The organism is Massilia suwonensis, assembly GCF_042655665.1.
Lineage (GTDB): Bacteria > Pseudomonadota > Gammaproteobacteria > Burkholderiales > Burkholderiaceae_D > Telluria > Telluria suwonensis.
Genome location: NZ_JBHSMR010000008.1, coordinates 570,264 through 586,446 on the forward strand (window position 1 = coordinate 570,264; position 16,183 = coordinate 586,446).

Consider the following 16,183-nt stretch of genomic DNA (forward strand, 5'->3'; position numbering starts at 1 on the left):
GGCGACGACGCTCGTCACAGCGCGGCGGACTTTCGTCACAGGGCTGGCGCGACAGAGGGTGGCGGCCCTAGAATCGCTGCTTCCGAATCCGAACGCGCCCGTCATGAAACGCCTGCCTTTGCTGCTCCTGCTGTCTCCCTTGCCGTATGCTTGCGCCCAGGAGGGGCCGCCGGCCCGGGTCGAGGTGCACGGCAAGGCGCAACAGCCCGATGCAGCTGCTGCCGGCAAGGTGGTCGGGCGCGCCGAGATCGCGGCCTACGGCGACGGCAACCTGGCCGATGTGCTCAAGCGCCAGAGCGGCATCTCGGTCGTCGGCGTTGAAGTGCGCATGCGCGGCCTCGGTACGGGCTATACCCAGATCCTGGTCGACGGCGAGCCGGTTCCCCAGGGTTTCACGATCGATGCGATTGCACCCGAACTGGTCGAGCGCATCGAGATCGCGCGCAGTCCGACGGCCGACCGCAGCGCGCAGGCGGTGGCCGGCACCATCAACATCGTCCTGCGCAAGCGCAGCGCGAGCGGGCGCGAAGACAAGCTCGCCAGCGGCTACCAACGCGGGCAGTGGAGTCCCTCGGTCTCGACCCAGTGGAGCGGCAAGCGCGGCAAGCTGGCCTGGTCGCTTGGTGCTGCGCTCGAGCGCAGCGTGCGCATCGACCGCGTGCTGACCGAGGAGACGACCGAAGGGGCGGGCGTGGCCGATTTTGCACGCCGCCTTACCGAGACCGGCCTTGCCCGCAACACGCGCCTGAACCTCACCCCGCGCCTGAACTGGACCTTCGAGAATGGCGACACGTTGGGCTGGAACACGCTGCTTGGCCTGGTACGCACGCAGAACGCGCTGCGCGAAGACGAAGAGACGCTGCTGGGCGCGCCGACGGCCTATCCCGACAGCGCCGCCGGCATGCGTTCGCACACGGCCAACCTGCGCAGCGACCTCGCCTGGGCGCACCGTTTTACAGGCGCCGGCAAGCTGAGCGTCAAGGGCGTGGTCGATGCCAGCCGGCGCCGCGGCGATTACCTGTTCCTCGGTACGCGCCCGGATGGCGTATTGGGGCTGGCGCGCGCCGTGGCCTCTGGCGCGGACGAGCGCAGCGCGAGCCTGAACGGCAAGTACCTGATGCCGCTCGGCGCGGCGCACAGCCTGGGGCTCGGCTGGGATGCGAGCCGCACCACGCGCGGCGAACACCGCAACCAGTTCGATTCGATCGACGGCGTCCCGAACGCGGCGCAGCGCCTGCAGGACTACACGGCGCGGGTCGAGCGCCTGGCCTTGTTCGCGCAGGACGAGTGGAGCATCTCCGAGCAGGTCGAAGGCTATGCGGGCCTGCGCTGGGAAGGCCTGCGCACGGGCACCGACGGCGCCGACCTGGCGCGCGTGGCGACCAGCAGCAGCGTGGCCAGCCCGATCCTGCAGCTGCTATGGAAGCTGCCCGCCAGGCAGCAGCTGCGCCTGGCGCTGGCGCGTACCTATAAAGCGCCCCTGACGGGTAACCTGGTCCCGCGCCGCTATACCATCAACAACAACAACGGCCCGGCCAATCCGGACTTCGAGGGCAACCCGGACCTGCGCCCGGAGTTGAGCTGGGGCCTGGACCTCGCCTACGAGCACCCGCTCGGGAAAGAGGGCACGGCCGCGCTGTCCGGCTATGCCAAGCGCGTGAGCGACGTGACGACCCGGCAGCTGTACCGCGACGGCGGCAGCTGGGTCGCGCGTCCGGTCAACAATGGCGACGCCGACCTGGCCGGCGTCGAGTTCGACCTGAAGGCGCCGGTGAAGATTGGCGCCGCGGTATTCGAGCTGCGCCTGAACGCGGCCCGCAACTGGTCGCGCGTGCGCAATGTGCCCGGTCCCGACAATACCCTGGCCGAGCAAGTGCCGTTCACCGCGAACCTCGGCGCCGACTACCGTGGCGCCGGCAGCTGGAACGCGGGAGCGAACCTGAATATCCGTGGCGCGTCCACCAGCCGCTCGGTCGACGGCGTCACCACCTGGCTGGGCCGGACGGCGTCGCTCGACTTCTACTGGACGCGCAAGCTCGATCACCAGTGGCGCCTGCGCGCGAGCGTGGCGAATGCCCTGGGCCGCAAGCAGCGCGGCGGCACCGTCTATCGCGCTGCTGACGGCAGCGTCGTCACACGGTCACTGGCCTGGGACGGCATGGCCAGCCTGCGCGTGGGCCTGGAGCGCGCGCTTTAAGGCGCGGCACCGGTCGGCGGCACGGAGGTGAACAGCACCGTCGTCACCCCGTCCGGGCCGGGAATCAGCTGGTACACGCGGTCGTATTCGTTGTCGGCGATCTCAGTTCCGGGCTGGCCGCCGAACAGGCGCACGAGTTCCGATAAGGTGTTCGAATGGCCGACGACGAGCACCGGTCCATTCAGCGCCTTGACTTTCTCGACCAGCGCCCGCGGCGCGCGCGGATCGTATTCCTGTACCGGCAAGCCGCTCGCCTGCGCCAGCGGCTGCGCGGTCTGGCGCGTGCGATTCGTCGGTGTGCTGAAGACGTGGGCGATGCCGGTTTTACTCAGCAGGGTCGCGATGTTCTGCGCGCGCTGCCGTCCTTGCGCCGTCAGCGCTGGGTCCTTTTCGTCAGGCGTCTTCTCGCCATGGCGCACGAGATAGACCATGCTTGGGGCAGCGAAGGCGATCGAGGGCGAGATCATGGAGAGAGAAAGCGCAAAGACGGTCAGCAGGCGTGGCAGCAGGGGCATGGGATGTCCTTTATTGGATTGGATCGATTGTAATACTGCCACCGAAAAATGCCGACGGGCCGTGTTTTGAATCTACAATCACAGCATGAGCAGCCATGCGAACAGCGCACCGAACACCTCGCCCGGGCCAGCCTCGCTAGCCGCGCGGCGGCCCTTCCTGACGGCCTTTGCCCTGTCGCTCGGCGCCGCCGTCTCGCTGGGGCTGACGCGCTTTTCCTATGCGCTGCTGTTGCCGCCCATGCGCGCCGACCTTGACTGGTCCTACTTCCTGTCCGGCGCCATGAATACCGGGAACGCCCTCGGCTACTTTCTCGGCGCCCTGGCCACCCCCGCCCTGATGCGGCGTTACGGCGCGCAGGCGGCCCTGGTCGGCGGCGCCGTGCTGGCCAGCCTGTTCATGCTGCTCTCCGGCTTCGTGACCGATGCCCAGGTGCTGATCGGCCAGCGCGTCCTGGCCGGCATCGCCAGCGCCTTCATCTTCATTTCCGGCGGCCTGCTGGCGGCCCGGCTCGGCCTGCTGCATCCGGAGCGCGCCGGCCTGCTGCTCGGGATTTATTATGGCGGCACGGGCCTGGGCATCGTCGCCTCGTCCCTGCTGGTGCCCGTGGCGATGGATGCCGCCGCTACGCACGGCGCCGCGCACGCCTGGCAATGGGCCTGGATCGCGCTGGCGGCACTGTGCCTGCTGGCGACGCTGGCGATGATCCCGCCGGCGCGACAAGTCGATGGCGCGCCGTCCCAAGCGAACTCTCAGGGCGGCTTCCGTCTGTCTCCCTTCGCCTTCGGGCTGGCGGGCTACCTGATGTTCGGGGTCGGCTATATCGGCTACATGACCTTCGTGATCGCCTTGCTGAAAGAGCAGGGGATGGCGGGCGGCACCATCACCCTGTTCTACGCCATGCTGGGCCTGGCCGTGATGGCCTCCTCGCGTATCTGGGCCCGCATGCTCGACCGCTTCAAGGGCGGGCGGGCGATGGCGATCCTGAATGCCCTGCTCGGCGTGGCGACCATCCTGCCGGCGCTGACGGCTGCACCCGCATTGATGTTCGTCTCGGGCCTGCTGTTCGGCGGGATCTTCCTGTCGGTGGTGGCCTCGACCACCGCCCTGGTGCGCCACAACCTGCCGCAGCACGCCTGGTCGGCCGGCATCAGCGCGTTCACCACCGTGTTCGCGCTGGGCCAGATCGTCGGCCCATCGACCATCGGCTGGATCGCCGACGGCCCCGGCGGCCTGCAGCGCGGGCTGGTGTTTTCCGCGCTGGCATTGTTCGTCGGGGCGCTGCTGGCGTCGCGCCAGCGCGCCCTTGTTTAACGCTTTGGAGCCATCGATGATCGTCCTGCAAACCGAACGCCTGCGCGTACGCCACCTGACGCCGGACGACGCCGCATTCATGCTCGGCCTGCTCAACGACCCCGCCTGGCACCGTTTCATCGGCGACCGCGGCATCCGCACCGTCGACGGCGCGCGCGAGCACATCGTCAACGGGCCGATGGCGATGGTGGCCCGTCTCGGCTTCGGCTTCTACCTCGTCGAACGCAAGGCGGACGCCTGTCCGATCGGCCTGTGCGGCCTGGCCAAGCGCGACTTCCTCGACGACGTCGACATCGGCTACGCCTTCCTGCCCGAGTATGGCGGCCAGGGCTATGCCTTCGAGGCGGCGCAGGGCGTGCTGGCGCATGCGCGTGCGTTGGGTTTGAAGCGTCTGGTCGCTACCGTCGTCCCTGAGAACGAGGCCTCGATCCGCCTGCTCGAAAAACTGGGACTGCGCTTCGAGCGCAGCTTCGAGGCACCGGACAGCACGCGCGAGCTGCAGCTGTTCGGCATGACGCTGGCCTGACGGCGGACGAAAAAAAGCAGCGTCGCAACGCTGCCTTTTCGATGAGGCCCGAACGATTTACAGCTGCGTCAGCGAAATCGTGTTGGTAATCGGCGTCGAGCATGGCTCCTCATCGAAAGCGATGTCGCCGTTCGGATTGGCGATGCCATCGGTCTTGAGGTCGACGAAGCCGAACAGGTTGCGGTCCTGCAGGTGCGACGGCACCACGGTCGACAGCGACGAGAACACGTTCTCCACGCGGCCCGGATGCTTCTTTTCCCAGTCGCGCAGCATGGCCTTGATCTGCTTCCTCTGCAGGTTTTCCTGCGAGCCGCACAGGTCGCACGGAATGATCGGGAAGCCTTTGACTTCCGCATAGCGCTCGGTATCCGCTTCCTTCACGTAGGCCAGCGGGCGGATCACCATGTGCTTGCCGTCGTCCGACACCAGCTTGGCAGGCATGCCTTTCAGCTTCCCGCCGAAGAACATATTCAGGAAGAAGGTCTCGAGGATGTCGTCGCGGTGGTGGCCGAGGGCGATCTTGTTGCAGCCCAGTTCATCGGCGACGCGGTACAGGATGCCGCGGCGCAGGCGCGAGCACAGGGAACACGTGGTCTTCCCTTCCGGGATCAGGCGCTTGACGATCGAATACGTGTCCTGGTTTTCGATGTGGTAAGGCACGCCCAGTTTGTCCAGGTAGGCCGGCAGCACCTCTGCAGGAAAATTCGGCTGCTTCTGGTCCAGGTTGACGGCGACGATGTCGAAGTGGATCGGCGCGCGCTCGCGCAGGGTCATGAGGATGTCGAGCAGGGCGTAGCTGTCCTTGCCGCCGGACAGGCAGACCATCACCTTGTCGCCGTCTTCGATCATATTAAAATCGCCGATCGCCTGGCCGACGAGGCGGCACAGGCGCTTATGCAGCTTGTTGTTCTCGTGCGCGATTTTTTCCGCCTTCTTGGCGTCGAGTTCCACGCTGTCGTTCAGTACTGCGCTCATGCTTCATCCTTGATCTGAAATACTTCCACGCCGACGCCTTCGCAATCGGGATACACGTCCGGCTTCATCGTCGAGACGCGCGCGGCGCGCACGCGCGGGTGGGCCAGCATGGCGCGCACGACGTCGTCGCACAGGGTTTCCTGCAAATGCACGTGGCCTTGCGCCATGCGCTGGGCGATGGTCTCGCGCATGAAATCGTAGTCGACGACTTCATCGAGCTGGTCGGCCTTCGGAGTCGATTGCGCCAGCGGGATGTACAGGTCGACGTTGATCAGGACGCGCTGCTCGCCCTTCTTCTCGAAATCGTGCACGCCGATGTTGATCATCACTTCGTAATTGCGCAGGAACAGCCGGCGGCAATCGCGCAAGCTCGGGTGGGTGAGGGCGGACAGCATAGGAAAGACCTTAATAAATTATTTGGTAAGGAACATCACGTCGCGCGCCAGCGGCACCAGGTGCTGGCCGCCGTCGACCACCAGCGTCGTGCCGGTGAGCGCGCGCGCCGATGCCGCGTACACGACGGCGTCGGCAATATCCTGCGGGGTCGAGGAGCGTCCCAGCGGCGTCACGGTGTGCGCCTTGCTGAAACCCTCTTCGCTCTGGTCGCCCGACACCATGGTGATGCCGGGCGCCACGCCGACGATGCGCACCTGCGGCGCCAGCGCCTGCGCCAGCATGGTGGTCGCGGCATCGAGCGCCGCTTTCGACAGCGTGTACGACAAAAAATCCGGGTTGAGATTGTACAGTTTCTGGTCCAGCAGGTTGATGACCACCGCCTGGCTGGTTTCCGGCGTCGCCGCATGTAAAGCCTGCGCCAGCAGCAGGGGCGCGGCCAGGTTGGTGTTCATGTGCGCCGTGAGCAGACCGGGCGAAAACGTGGTGGCGCTGTCGTATTCGAACAACGAAGCGTTGTTGACGATGCAAGTCACGCGGCCCAGGGCTGCGGCGGCGCGTCCCGGCAGCGCGCGTACGGCCGCCTCGTCCGCCAGGTCGCAGGGCAGCAGCGCGGCGTGGCGGCCGAGCGCGCGGATCGCGTCCGCCGTCTCCATCGCTTCCTGCTCGGAGTGGCGGTAGTGGACGGCGATGTCCCAGCCGGCGGCGGCCAGCCCGAGGGCGATGGCGCGGCCGAGGCGGCGTCCGGCGCCGGTCACGAGCGCGACCTGCTGGCTTGCAGTTGGCGTGATGTACGTCATGGTCTAGGCGAGTGGCTGAAATTGTTGATCCGTGCCGATCTGGCTACAATGCCGGGATGTCCCTGCCCCTTCCCGACAGCGACGCGCTGGCCGCGTCCCACGCCCTGCAACAGGAAATTGCCGCCGCTATACAAGAGGCGGGCGGCGCCATTCCCTTTTCGCGTTTCATGGAGCTGGCGCTGTATGCGCCCCGGCTCGGCTACTACAGCGGCGGTGCGGCCAAGTTGGGGGCCAGCGGCGATTTTACGACCGCGCCCGAGATTTCTCCCCTGTTCGGGCAGGCGCTGGCGCGCGCGGCAGCCGCTATTATCGCCCAAAGCGCGCCCAACATCATCGAATTCGGCGCCGGCACCGGCAAGCTGGCGCGTGATGTGCTCACCGCGCTGGCCGAAGAAGGTGTGCAGGTCGAGCGCTACACCATCATCGAACTGTCCGGCGAACTGCGTGCGCGCCAGCAGGAGGCCTTGAAAGATTTCCCGCAGGTCGAGTGGCGCGATGGTTTCCCGGAAGCCTATCAAGGCGTGGTGCTGGCCAACGAAGTGCTGGACGCGATGCCGGTCGAGCTGGTGATCAAGACGGACTCGGGCTGGCGCCGCCAGATGGTGACGGTCGAGGAGGGCCGCTTCGCCTATGTGCAGGCCGAGCTCGATGCGGCGCTGGCGAATCAGCTGGCGCGCCAGATTCCCGACGCCGAGTCCCTGCCGGAAGGCTATCTCTCCGAACTGCATCCGGTTGCCTGCGGCTTCATGGGCTCGCTGGCCGCCATGTTCGAGGGCGGGAAGGGCGCGGCGATCCTGCTCGACTACGGTTTCCCGGCCCACGAGTTCTACGTCGACCAGAGAACAGGCGGCACCCTGATGTGCCATTACCGCCACCATTCGCATCCGGAACCCTTCTTCCTGCCGGGCCTGCAGGACATCACGGCCCACGTCGATTTCACGGCGATGGCGCTGGCGGCCCAGGATGCCGGGCTGGAGGTACTGGCCTATACGAATCAATCCGGTTTCCTGCTGGCCTGCGGCATCGGCGAGCTCTTGATGCGCACCGATCCCGAGGATGCCGTGCTTTATTTGCCACAGTCGAAGGCGGTTCATAAACTGGTGGCGCCGAGCGAAATGGGCGAATTGTTCAAGGTGCTCGTCGTGGGCAAGGACGTCGAGCTGCCGGATGCAATCGTGCGGGCCGATCGCAGCCATCGCTTGTAACATTGATAACTTGCACTGGGGATACAAACCCGGCTATGCTGTCTCGGTTGGGCGCCAGGAACCGGCTGGAACGCTAACGAGAACCTGCACGCGGCACTACTGACCATGGCCAAGATCCACACCCATTACGACAACCTGAAGGTGGCGCGCGGCGCGCCGCAGGAAGTCGTGCGTGCGGCCTATAAAGCGCTCAGCCAGAAATACCATCCCGACAAGAACCAGGGCGACGAAAAGGCCGCCCGCATCATGGCGATCGTCAACACCGCCTACAACATCCTCTCCGATCCCGTGCGCCGCAAGGAGCACGACGAATGGATCGCGGCCGAGGAATGGGAAGTCGAGTGGCTCGAGAGCAGCGGAGAAGAAGCGCCGCGCACCCGTGGCGAGAACTGGGAATCGCCGCCACCGGCGCGTAACCGGCGCCGCCTGCTGCGTGAACCGCGCTGGTGGATCGGCCTGCTGGGCGGCGTGGCGCTGGGCGCCGCCTGCGCCTTGTTATTGGTGCAGCAGCCGCGCCTGCTGCCGTCGGCGCTGGCCTTCAACGGCAAACCGGAAGCCGCACCCGTGGCGCCGGTGACCTCGGTTCCCGCGCTGGACCCGGACGCCTGGGTCATGCCGGCCGGCGCCAAGACCCCGCCGGCAGTCGTCAAAGCCTTGGCCGTGACCCAGCTGGTGGTACCGGCGCGCCAGCCCGAATGCGATACCGACCTGGCCACCCCTACCGCGCCGAACGGCGAACCCTGGCCCGATCAATCCGGCTACATCCCCGGCTACCCGACGGGCAACAGCGGCCGCGAGATGACGGTCGTGGTCGACAACAGCGCCAATGCCAATCCTGTGTTCGTCAAGATCTGGGACCTCGAACGCCGTTCCAACGTGCGCCACGCCTATGTGCTGGGCAATGGCACGCTGACCATCGACGGCCTGGCGGCGGGCAAGTACGAGGTGCGCTACCAGAACGTGGTGAGCAATACCGCTCATGCCGAGTGCAAGAATCGTGCGGCAAGGCGCGCCGCCGCGGGCTTTTAAGCGCCCCCAGCCGCGCCAATTCTCACCAACTGTTGCTTTTTCCCACCTGCAAGCACGTTTTCCGCAAGTCACTCCTCAATTCAGCTAATTTGTTCCTCTGCCGTAATATACTCGTCCGGCAGCGGCCAGCGTAGCCGCAACTTGCCGCGGCCCGAACGGAAATCGCCATGAACGAATTAGACGGCCTCACTGCCCTGCTCATCGAGCCCCATTCGGGCATGCGGGCGAACATCCACAGCATGCTGAACATGTGCGGCCTGACTCGCATCGAGCATGCCAGCAGCGCCAATCAAGCCGTCAAACAACTGACCCTGCGCAGCTTCGACCTGGTGCTGTGCGAATACGACCTGGAAGGCGGCCAGGACGGCCAGCAGCTGCTCGAAGACCTGCGCCACCACAAACTGGTGTCGCTGGCGACGATGTTTTTCATGGTCACCGCCGAAGGCGACTACGGCAAAGTGGTCAGCGCCGCCGAACTGGCCCCCACCGACTACATCCTGAAACCGTTTACGGCCGACCGCTTGCTCGAACGCATCGCGCGCGCCCTCGAAAAGAGAAATGTCTTCCTGCCCGTGTACCGCCTGATGGAAGCGGGCGCCCAGCACGAGGCGATCGAAGCCTGCCTGGAGGGAGAGCAAAGGCACCCGCGCTACGCGGTCGACTTCCTGCGCCTGCGCGCCGAACTGCACCTGTTCCTGGGCGAAGCGCACCTGGCCGAGCCGATCTACCGCCAGCTGGCCGAGAGCAAGGCCATCGCCTGGGCGCGGCTGGGCCTGGCGAAAACCCTGTACCTGCGCGAGGAGTACGAGGAAGCCGGCAGCCTGCTGACGGAACTGGTGCAGACCAACACGAATTTCGTCGACGCCTATGACTGGCTGGCGCGCACCCACACGGCGATGGGAGAGCTGGAGAAATCGCAGCAGGTGCTGGGCGCCGCGGTGGCAGTCTCGCCGCATGCCGTGCGCCGCCTGCGCACCCTGGGCGAAGTCGCTTTCGAGGCGGGCGACGACGAGACCGCCGAGAAGGTGTTAAAGCAGGTGGTGGCGAAGGCGAAGTATTCGGAATTTCGCGATCCCGAAGACCACGTCAAACTGGTGCGCACCCTGGTCCGCAAGGGCGATCCGGTGGCGGCCGCCTCCGTCATCCGCGACCTCGACCGCTCGATGGGCGGCAAGGCCCATGCCGACGCCTGCAGCGCGATCTCCTCGGCACTGCTGCATGAATACACGGGCAACGAGGAGCGCCTGCTGCAATCGCTCGACGCGGCGCTGGCCGCCAGCCGCGACCTGCCCGCCATGTCGGCCGATCTGAAACTGGAACTGGCGCGCAGTTGCCTGGCGCACGACATGGCCGAAGGGGCGACAGGTCTGGTGCGCGACGTCATGCGCAATGCGGCCGACGCCAGCGCCATGGACCGCGCCATGAGCGTGATGGCCCAGGCCGGCCACGCGGAACTCGGCACCACGCTGGCCCAGGAAACGCGCCAGCACGTGGTCGACCTGGTCGCCGGCGGCGCCGAGCGCGCCCGCGGGGGAGATTACGCGGGCGCTGTCACCCTGATGCAGGAAGCGGCGCAGCGCATGCCGGGCAACCCGCAGGTCGCCTTCAACGCCGCGCTGGCGCTGCTGCGCTGTCTCGAGCACACCGGCTGGGACGACAAGCTCGGCCAGCAGGCGCTGGCGCAGATGGCTGCCGTGCGCCGGCTCGATCCGCGCAATCCGAAGCTGGCCGCGCTCACGGCGCTGCACCAGACGGTGCTCAAGAAGTACAAGAAATCGAATAAATAATCCCGGATATCCCCCATGGTTGAAGCAGTCCAGCCGCCCGACGAAGGCGCGACCCGCCGCGTGCGCGCGGCATTGATGCAAAAAGTGAACGGCGACGAAGAGATGTTCGCCCTTGGCGGTTCGATCGCGCGCGTGATCGAGCTGGCCGATTCCGACGAGCCGGGCACGCACGATCTCGCCTATTTCGTCCTCTCCGACGTGGCGCTGACCCAGCGCATCCTGCGCCTGTCGAACACGATCCGCTACCGCACGATCTCCGGCACGGCCGTCACCACGGTCTCGCGCGCGATCGCGCTGCTCGGCTTCGACAACGTGAAAACCACGGCGCTGGCGATGCTGCTGGTCGACACCCTCGACAACGGCGCCCATGCCGGCAGCGTGCGCGTCGAACTGGAAGCGTCCCTGTGCGCCAGCCTGGTCGGACGCGAGATGGCCAGGCTGTCGCACTACCAGGGAGCGGAAGAAGCAGCGATCGGCGCGCTCTTCAAGAACCTGGGCGCCTTGCTGGTGGCCTCGCACGAACACGCGCGCTACCGCGAGATCAACCAGCTGACGGCGGGCGGCAAGCACACGCCGGCACAGGCTTCGCAGATGATCCTCGGCTGCAGCTACGACACCCTGTCGGCGGCCGTGCTGGCCGAGTGGAAGATCCCGGACCTGATCGTGCGCGCCCAGGCGGCGCTGCCGCCGGGCTCTTTGAAAGCGGCGGCCAGCCGCGGCGAATGGATGCGCCAGGTGGCCTCGTTCAGCCTGGACGTGGCGCGCCTGCTGGGCAAGAGCGGCGCCCCCGCCGGCACGCCGGAAGCACGCGCGCTGCTGGCGCGCTACGGCGCCGCGTTCGAACTCGATGCGGCCGCGCTGGAACGCCTGTTCGTCAACGTGGCCGAAGGCATGCAGGGCCTGTTGGAGAGCATGAACCTGCAGCCGCTGCCGAAGGAAGCGCCGGACAGCGGCGACGGCCTGCCCGACGTGCTGATGCTGGCCACGCTCGACGCCGGCGAGGAGGAAGAGGGCACCCACCCGAGCGGCAAGCCGAAGAACGCGCGCGAGCTGCTGCTGGCCGGCGTGCAGGACGTGACGCAATTGCGCGCCGGCGGCAGCGCGCGCGTCAATGACGTGATCCTGGCCGTGCTCGAGACCCTGTACCGCGCGCTCGGTTTCAGGTTCGCCACGGTCTGTTTGAAGGATGCGCGCGCAGGGCAGTACCGCGCGCGCGTCTCTTTCGGCGCCGACCAGGCGCGCGTGCAAGCCGGCTTCGCCTTCCCGGTGCCGGCCGGCGGCGGGCGCGACCTGTTCCTGCTGGCGATGGAGAACGATGCCGACCTGATGATCTCGGATGCAGCCAGCCCGAAGATCCGCGAATTGCTGCCGTCCTGGCACCGTACGCTGCTGCCCGACGCGAAAAGTTTCATCGTGCTGCCGCTCGTGGTGGGCAAGGCGCAGCTGGGCTTTTTCTATGCCGACCGCGCGCAGCCCGCGCCCGAAGGCGTGCCGCCCGACGAGACGGCGATGATCCGCGCCCTCAAGCGTCAGGTACTGGCTGCGCTTGCCGCCGGATGAATTCGCGGAACTCGCGCGCCGGCATCGGCCGCGCGAACAAATAGCCTTGCGCTTCGTCGCCCTGCTTGTCGCGCAGGAAGCCCCACTGGGCCTCGGTCTCGACCCCTTCGGCCACCACGGTCAGGCCCAGTGAGTGGGCCAGGCCGATGGTGGCGGCGACGATCACCGCATCGTTCGGATTATGCTCGATGTCCTGCACAAAACCGCGGTCGATCTTGATGCGGTCGATCGCAAACAGTTTTAGATAAGCCAGCGACGAATAGCCGGTGCCGAAGTCGTCGATCGCGAGTTTGAAACCGCGCGTGCGCAGCTGGCGCAGCAGCTGGCGCGTCGCTTCCGGATCGCGCATCGCCGCCGTTTCCGTGATCTCCAGTTCCAGCTGCGACGGATCGATCCCGTGCTGCGCCACCAGTTCATCGAGCCGCGCCAGCAGGGTCGAGCCCGAGAACTGGCGCGCCGACAGGTTCACGGCCAGGCGCAGGTCTTCCAGGCCCTCGCGCTGCCATTGGGCGAGCAGGGCCATGGTCTGGCCCAGCACCCAGTCGCCGAGCGGCACGATCATGCCGCTTTCCTCGGCCACGGGAATGAAGCGGCTCGGCTCCACGCTGCCCAGTTCCTGGTCGTGCCAGCGCAGCAGCACTTCGGCGCCGATCACGCGTCCGGTGTCGAGTTCGACCTGGGCCTGCAAATAAAGCTCGAAACCCTCGGCATTCAGCGCGCCCCACATGCGGTTTTCCAGCAGCAGGTGCTCGTGGGTGGCCGCGTTCATCTCGGGCGAGAAGAACTGGAAGTTGCCGCGCCCCTCGCGCTTGGCCGCGTACATCGCCATGTCGGCGTGGCGGATCAGGGTGGCGGCGTCTTCGCCATCGTCCGGGAACAGGGCCACGCCCACGCTGCAGCCGCTGTGCGCGGTGGCGCCATTGAGTTGATACGGCTGCGACAGCGATTCGACCACGCGCACCGCGACGCTGGTGACGCTGTCGGGCGTCAGCGGGCCGGCCAGCACGATGATGAATTCGTCGCCGCCCAAGCGGGCAAGTGTGTCCACTTCGCGCAATAAATCCTTCATGCGTTCGGCGGCGCCGACCAGCAGCTTGTCGCCGGCCGCGTGACCGAGCGAATCGTTGATCTTTTTAAAATGGTCGAGGTCGATGAACAGCACGGCCGCCGGTTCGCCATGGCGGCGCGCGCTGGCCAGTTGCTGCTCGAGGCGCACGTTCAGGGCAAAGCGGTTTTCCAGTCCGGTGAGGGCGTCGTGGTGGGCCAGCCGGTAGATACGTTCCTGCGCGCGCTGCTGCTCGCTCAGGTCGCGCAGGATGCAGACAAAGAAGGCTTCGCGTCCCATCAGCACGGGCGCCACCGAGATCGACAGCGGCACGGCCTCGCCGCGCGCATTGCGGCCCTCGAGCACGCAATCCTCGGGCGGCGCCGTGGCCAGGCGCGCCAGCTCGGCGCCGGCATCGTCCGCCGCGCCGCCGGCCTTGGGCACCAGCGCGCTGAAGGACAGCCCGTCCAGGTGCGGCGGCGGGTAGCCGAACAGGCGCGCGGTGGCGGCATTGCTCGACACCAGCACGCCGTGCGCGTCGACGGTGACGATGGCGTCGGCCGCGTTGTCGAGGATGGCCTCGAGGCGCGCTTCGCGGTCGCGCAGGCGCGCAGTGCGGTCGGCCACCTGCTCCTCGATCACGGCGCGCTCGCCGCTGATGAGCAGCATCAGCGCACCCAGCATCCCCGTCATCAGGAGGCCGGCCGAGAGCACCATCCAGCTGACGGCGCCGGTCTCGGTTTCCATGTAGGCCGCAGTCGGCCGGAAGCTCAGCTGGTAGCTGCGTCCGGCAAATTTCAGGCCGACCTGGTAATCGTCGCGTTTCCACTGGCCCAGGGAGCCGGCCACCGGCAGCGCCGCGCCGTCGGTGACGTCGACCAGCGCTGCATTGAAACCATCGAAGCCCGAGCGCGCGATCGCCTGCTCCAGCAAGCCCTTGGCGTTCAGCACGAAAATCACGACCCCGGCCGGCGGTCCTTCTCCCTCGCCGACGGCGCGCAGCAGGCTGATGCCCAGGTCGCGCGTGGTCAGCAGGGTGAACGGTTCGGAGGCGACCGGCGCGCGCGAACCCATCGCGCGTGCGGCGACGGCTGCGCGTCCGGGGGCGGCCAGGAAGTCGACGCCGCGGATGAAGTTGTTTGTAGGTGGCCACAGGTAGAGCACTGGCAGGTAGCGCTCGCGCTCGTTCGCCGTCACCAGTCCGCCCGCCTCGTCCATGTCGGCGATGCCCTTGAAGGCCGGGTCGACCGTGCGCTGCACCCAGTCTTCGAAACCGGCGCGCTCGGCGTGCGTGACGGGTACGCCCCAGTTGATGCCCTGGATCTCGGGGCGGCCGTCGGCGTAGCCGCCGGCGATGCGCAGGAACTTGTCGCGCGCCAGGATGTGCTCGGTGTCGGCGAGGGTGCGGGCGAAAGTGCCGACGAAACGCACGTGCTCGTTGAATTCGGCCTGCAGCACGTCGGCCGTCTGCTGGGCTTTCAGCCGGTAGGGTTGCAGGTGCTGGTCGTGCTCCCAGCCGAGCGACAGCCGGTAGATGATCACCACGGCGCTGCTGGCAACCAGCAGCGGTAGCGCCACCAGCGGCGCACGCCGCCGCCACAGCCGGCGCGGCGCGCCGCACACGATCCAGCATAGCGGCGCGGCCAGCAGCACGCCGAGCGTGTCGCCCGCCCACCAGGCGAACCAGAAGCGCAACTGCGCGACCTCGTCGAAGGCACCCAGCGCAAACAGGACCGGGACCGATATCGTGGCACTGGTGAGGCAGACGAGCGGAGTCAGCAGAAAGAAGGCAATGACGTCGTGACCCGAATCGATCGCCGGACGCATATGGCGGCGGAACTGGTGCCCTCCCAGCCATGCCTGCAAAGTAGCGCCAAGGGTACCGGCGAAAATCGCGATCCAGGTGCCGGCCTCCGATAGCGCCTGATTGCCTTGATGTAAGGGAAACGCATACACGAAGGCGCCGAGGGCCACCGCAGGTAGCACGCGCATGCCGCCGGCAGTGGTCATCGCAAGGGCGATCCCGGCAGGAGGAAACAGGGGCAAGGCATAACCGGCCGGCAAAGCAAGCCAATTGTTGATCAGCCGCATGGCAATAAAAAACGCGATGATCGTGACGCCGGCAACGAGGATCTGCGGCCAGCTCCAACGGGGGTAGTGGGGCGCCTTGCTGTCCATGTGCAAAAGTATTTACATGCCTAGTGCATACAGTACAGCACCGGCGGGTCAGGTAGCGCACTCCTCGTGAAAAAAGAGCCTTGCAGTTTCTTACCCCGAACGGTTACAATCACGCCCCGAAGCAACGCTGCTATTGAGCCAAGCCTGTAAGGATGGCAAAAATAGTTGACAGCATGTTGAGCTTGCTTCATACTCTGCGGTTCTTCGCGGTGGGGTGGCCGAGTGGTTAAAGGCAGCAGACTGTAAATCTGCCCTCTCTGAGTACGCTGGTTCGAATCCAGCCCCCACCACCAAATGAAGAGTTCGTGAAGTCGAATTGAAGTTGTTCCTCGCGGGTGTAGCTCAATGGTAGAGCAGAAGCCTTCCAAGCTTACGACGAGGGTTCGATTCCCTTCACCCGCTCCAGTAAATTGTGCTGCAGTCTGTGCGGTGCAAACAAATAAGCCCTTGTAGCTCAGTGGTAGAGCACTCCCTTGGTAAGGGAGAGGCCACGTGTTCAATCCACGTCAAGGGCACCAGAATTTAGAACGGCAGTGCGCTGTACTCGTCCGTCAGGTGTGCCTGGTAATTCTCAAAATATCGTTAGGAGTCTCAAATGGCAAAAGGTAAATTCGAACGGACCAAGCCGCACGTCAACGTCGGCACCATCGGTCACGTTGAC

The 16,183-nt window shown here is 66.3% G+C and carries 12 protein-coding genes, 3 tRNA genes and 1 pseudogene; 11 read left to right on the forward strand and 5 right to left on the reverse strand.

The window, feature by feature from the left end; all coding sequences use genetic code 11:
- Positions 1 to 103: 103 nt before the first annotated feature.
- A complete protein-coding gene (locus ACFPQ5_RS06095) occupies positions 104 to 2,197 on the forward strand; it encodes a TonB-dependent receptor plug domain-containing protein (RefSeq protein WP_379752377.1) in 2,094 nt (697 codons plus the stop codon).
- On the opposite strand, the gene ACFPQ5_RS06100 is transcribed toward ACFPQ5_RS06095, so the two are convergent.
- On the reverse strand, positions 2,194 to 2,712 hold the full coding sequence (locus tag ACFPQ5_RS06100) for a SixA phosphatase family protein (RefSeq protein ID WP_379752378.1): 519 nt from the start codon (positions 2,710 to 2,712) through the stop codon (positions 2,194 to 2,196). The genes ACFPQ5_RS06095 and ACFPQ5_RS06100 overlap by 4 nt on opposite strands.
- Before the next feature lie 85 nt (positions 2,713 to 2,797).
- Between ACFPQ5_RS06100 and ACFPQ5_RS06105 the strand changes: the two genes are divergently transcribed.
- Both ACFPQ5_RS06105 and ACFPQ5_RS06110 read left to right on the forward strand, forming a co-directional pair.
- On the forward strand, positions 2,798 to 4,024 hold the full coding sequence (locus tag ACFPQ5_RS06105) for a YbfB/YjiJ family MFS transporter (RefSeq protein ID WP_379752379.1): 1,227 nt from the start codon (positions 2,798 to 2,800) through the stop codon (positions 4,022 to 4,024).
- Positions 4,025 to 4,040: 16 nt separating this feature from the next.
- A complete protein-coding gene (locus ACFPQ5_RS06110) occupies positions 4,041 to 4,550 on the forward strand; it encodes a GNAT family N-acetyltransferase (protein WP_379752380.1) in 510 nt (169 codons plus the stop codon).
- Between the two features lie 57 nt (positions 4,551 to 4,607).
- Here ACFPQ5_RS06110 and ttcA read toward each other — a convergent pair whose 3' ends face one another.
- Genes ttcA through ACFPQ5_RS06125 form a run of 3 tightly spaced genes read right to left on the reverse strand, consistent with a single transcriptional unit; the run spans position 4,608 to position 6,718 of the window.
- Complete coding sequence (gene ttcA / locus ACFPQ5_RS06115; RefSeq protein ID WP_379752381.1) at positions 4,608 to 5,525, reverse strand: tRNA 2-thiocytidine(32) synthetase TtcA; 918 nt, start codon at positions 5,523 to 5,525, stop codon at positions 4,608 to 4,610.
- Complete coding sequence (locus ACFPQ5_RS06120) at positions 5,522 to 5,920, reverse strand: dihydroneopterin aldolase (RefSeq protein WP_379752382.1); 399 nt, start codon at positions 5,918 to 5,920, stop codon at positions 5,522 to 5,524. Before ACFPQ5_RS06120 ends, ttcA begins: the two co-directional genes overlap by 4 nt.
- Positions 5,921 to 5,938: 18 nt before the next feature.
- Positions 5,939 to 6,718 carry an SDR family oxidoreductase gene (locus ACFPQ5_RS06125; RefSeq protein WP_379752383.1) on the reverse strand — a complete coding sequence of 260 codons (780 nt, stop codon included), beginning with the start codon at positions 6,716 to 6,718 and terminating at the stop codon, positions 5,939 to 5,941.
- Between the two features lie 56 nt (positions 6,719 to 6,774).
- Between ACFPQ5_RS06125 and ACFPQ5_RS06130 the strand changes: the two genes are divergently transcribed.
- The 4 genes from ACFPQ5_RS06130 (at position 6,775) to ACFPQ5_RS06145 (ending at position 12,299) form a co-directional block, all read left to right on the forward strand.
- Entirely contained in the window at positions 6,775 to 7,923 is a 1,149-nt protein-coding gene (locus ACFPQ5_RS06130) for a class I SAM-dependent methyltransferase (RefSeq protein WP_379752384.1), read from the forward strand.
- A 105-nt stretch (positions 7,924 to 8,028) separates the two neighbouring features.
- Complete coding sequence (locus tag ACFPQ5_RS06135) at positions 8,029 to 8,952, forward strand: J domain-containing protein (protein WP_379752385.1); 924 nt, start codon at positions 8,029 to 8,031, stop codon at positions 8,950 to 8,952.
- Positions 8,953 to 9,119: 167 nt separating this feature from the next.
- Positions 9,120 to 10,739 carry a response regulator gene (locus ACFPQ5_RS06140; RefSeq protein WP_379752386.1) on the forward strand — a complete coding sequence of 540 codons (1,620 nt, stop codon included), beginning with the start codon at positions 9,120 to 9,122 and terminating at the stop codon, positions 10,737 to 10,739.
- A 15-nt stretch (positions 10,740 to 10,754) separates the two neighbouring features.
- Complete coding sequence (locus ACFPQ5_RS06145; RefSeq protein WP_379752387.1) at positions 10,755 to 12,299, forward strand: HDOD domain-containing protein; 1,545 nt, start codon at positions 10,755 to 10,757, stop codon at positions 12,297 to 12,299.
- On the opposite strand, the gene ACFPQ5_RS06150 is transcribed toward ACFPQ5_RS06145, so the two are convergent.
- Positions 12,262 to 15,522: an EAL domain-containing protein gene (locus ACFPQ5_RS06150; protein ID WP_379752388.1), complete on the reverse strand. Its 3,261-nt coding sequence runs from the start codon at positions 15,520 to 15,522 to the stop codon at positions 12,262 to 12,264. The two genes, ACFPQ5_RS06145 and ACFPQ5_RS06150, sit on opposite strands and share 38 nt — an antisense overlap.
- Before the next feature lie 208 nt (positions 15,523 to 15,730).
- Here ACFPQ5_RS06150 and ACFPQ5_RS06155 point away from each other — a divergent pair.
- From ACFPQ5_RS06155 to ACFPQ5_RS06170, 4 genes and pseudogenes are all read left to right on the forward strand, one after another.
- Positions 15,731 to 15,815 (forward strand) — tRNA-Tyr (locus ACFPQ5_RS06155).
- Positions 15,816 to 15,853: 38 nt separating this feature from the next.
- Positions 15,854 to 15,927 (forward strand) — tRNA-Gly (locus ACFPQ5_RS06160).
- A 38-nt stretch (positions 15,928 to 15,965) separates the two neighbouring features.
- Positions 15,966 to 16,040, forward strand: a tRNA-Thr gene (locus ACFPQ5_RS06165).
- A gap of 77 nt (positions 16,041 to 16,117) precedes the next feature.
- Positions 16,118 to 16,183: pseudogene (locus tag ACFPQ5_RS06170) on the forward strand (GTP-binding protein); the annotation flags it as partial.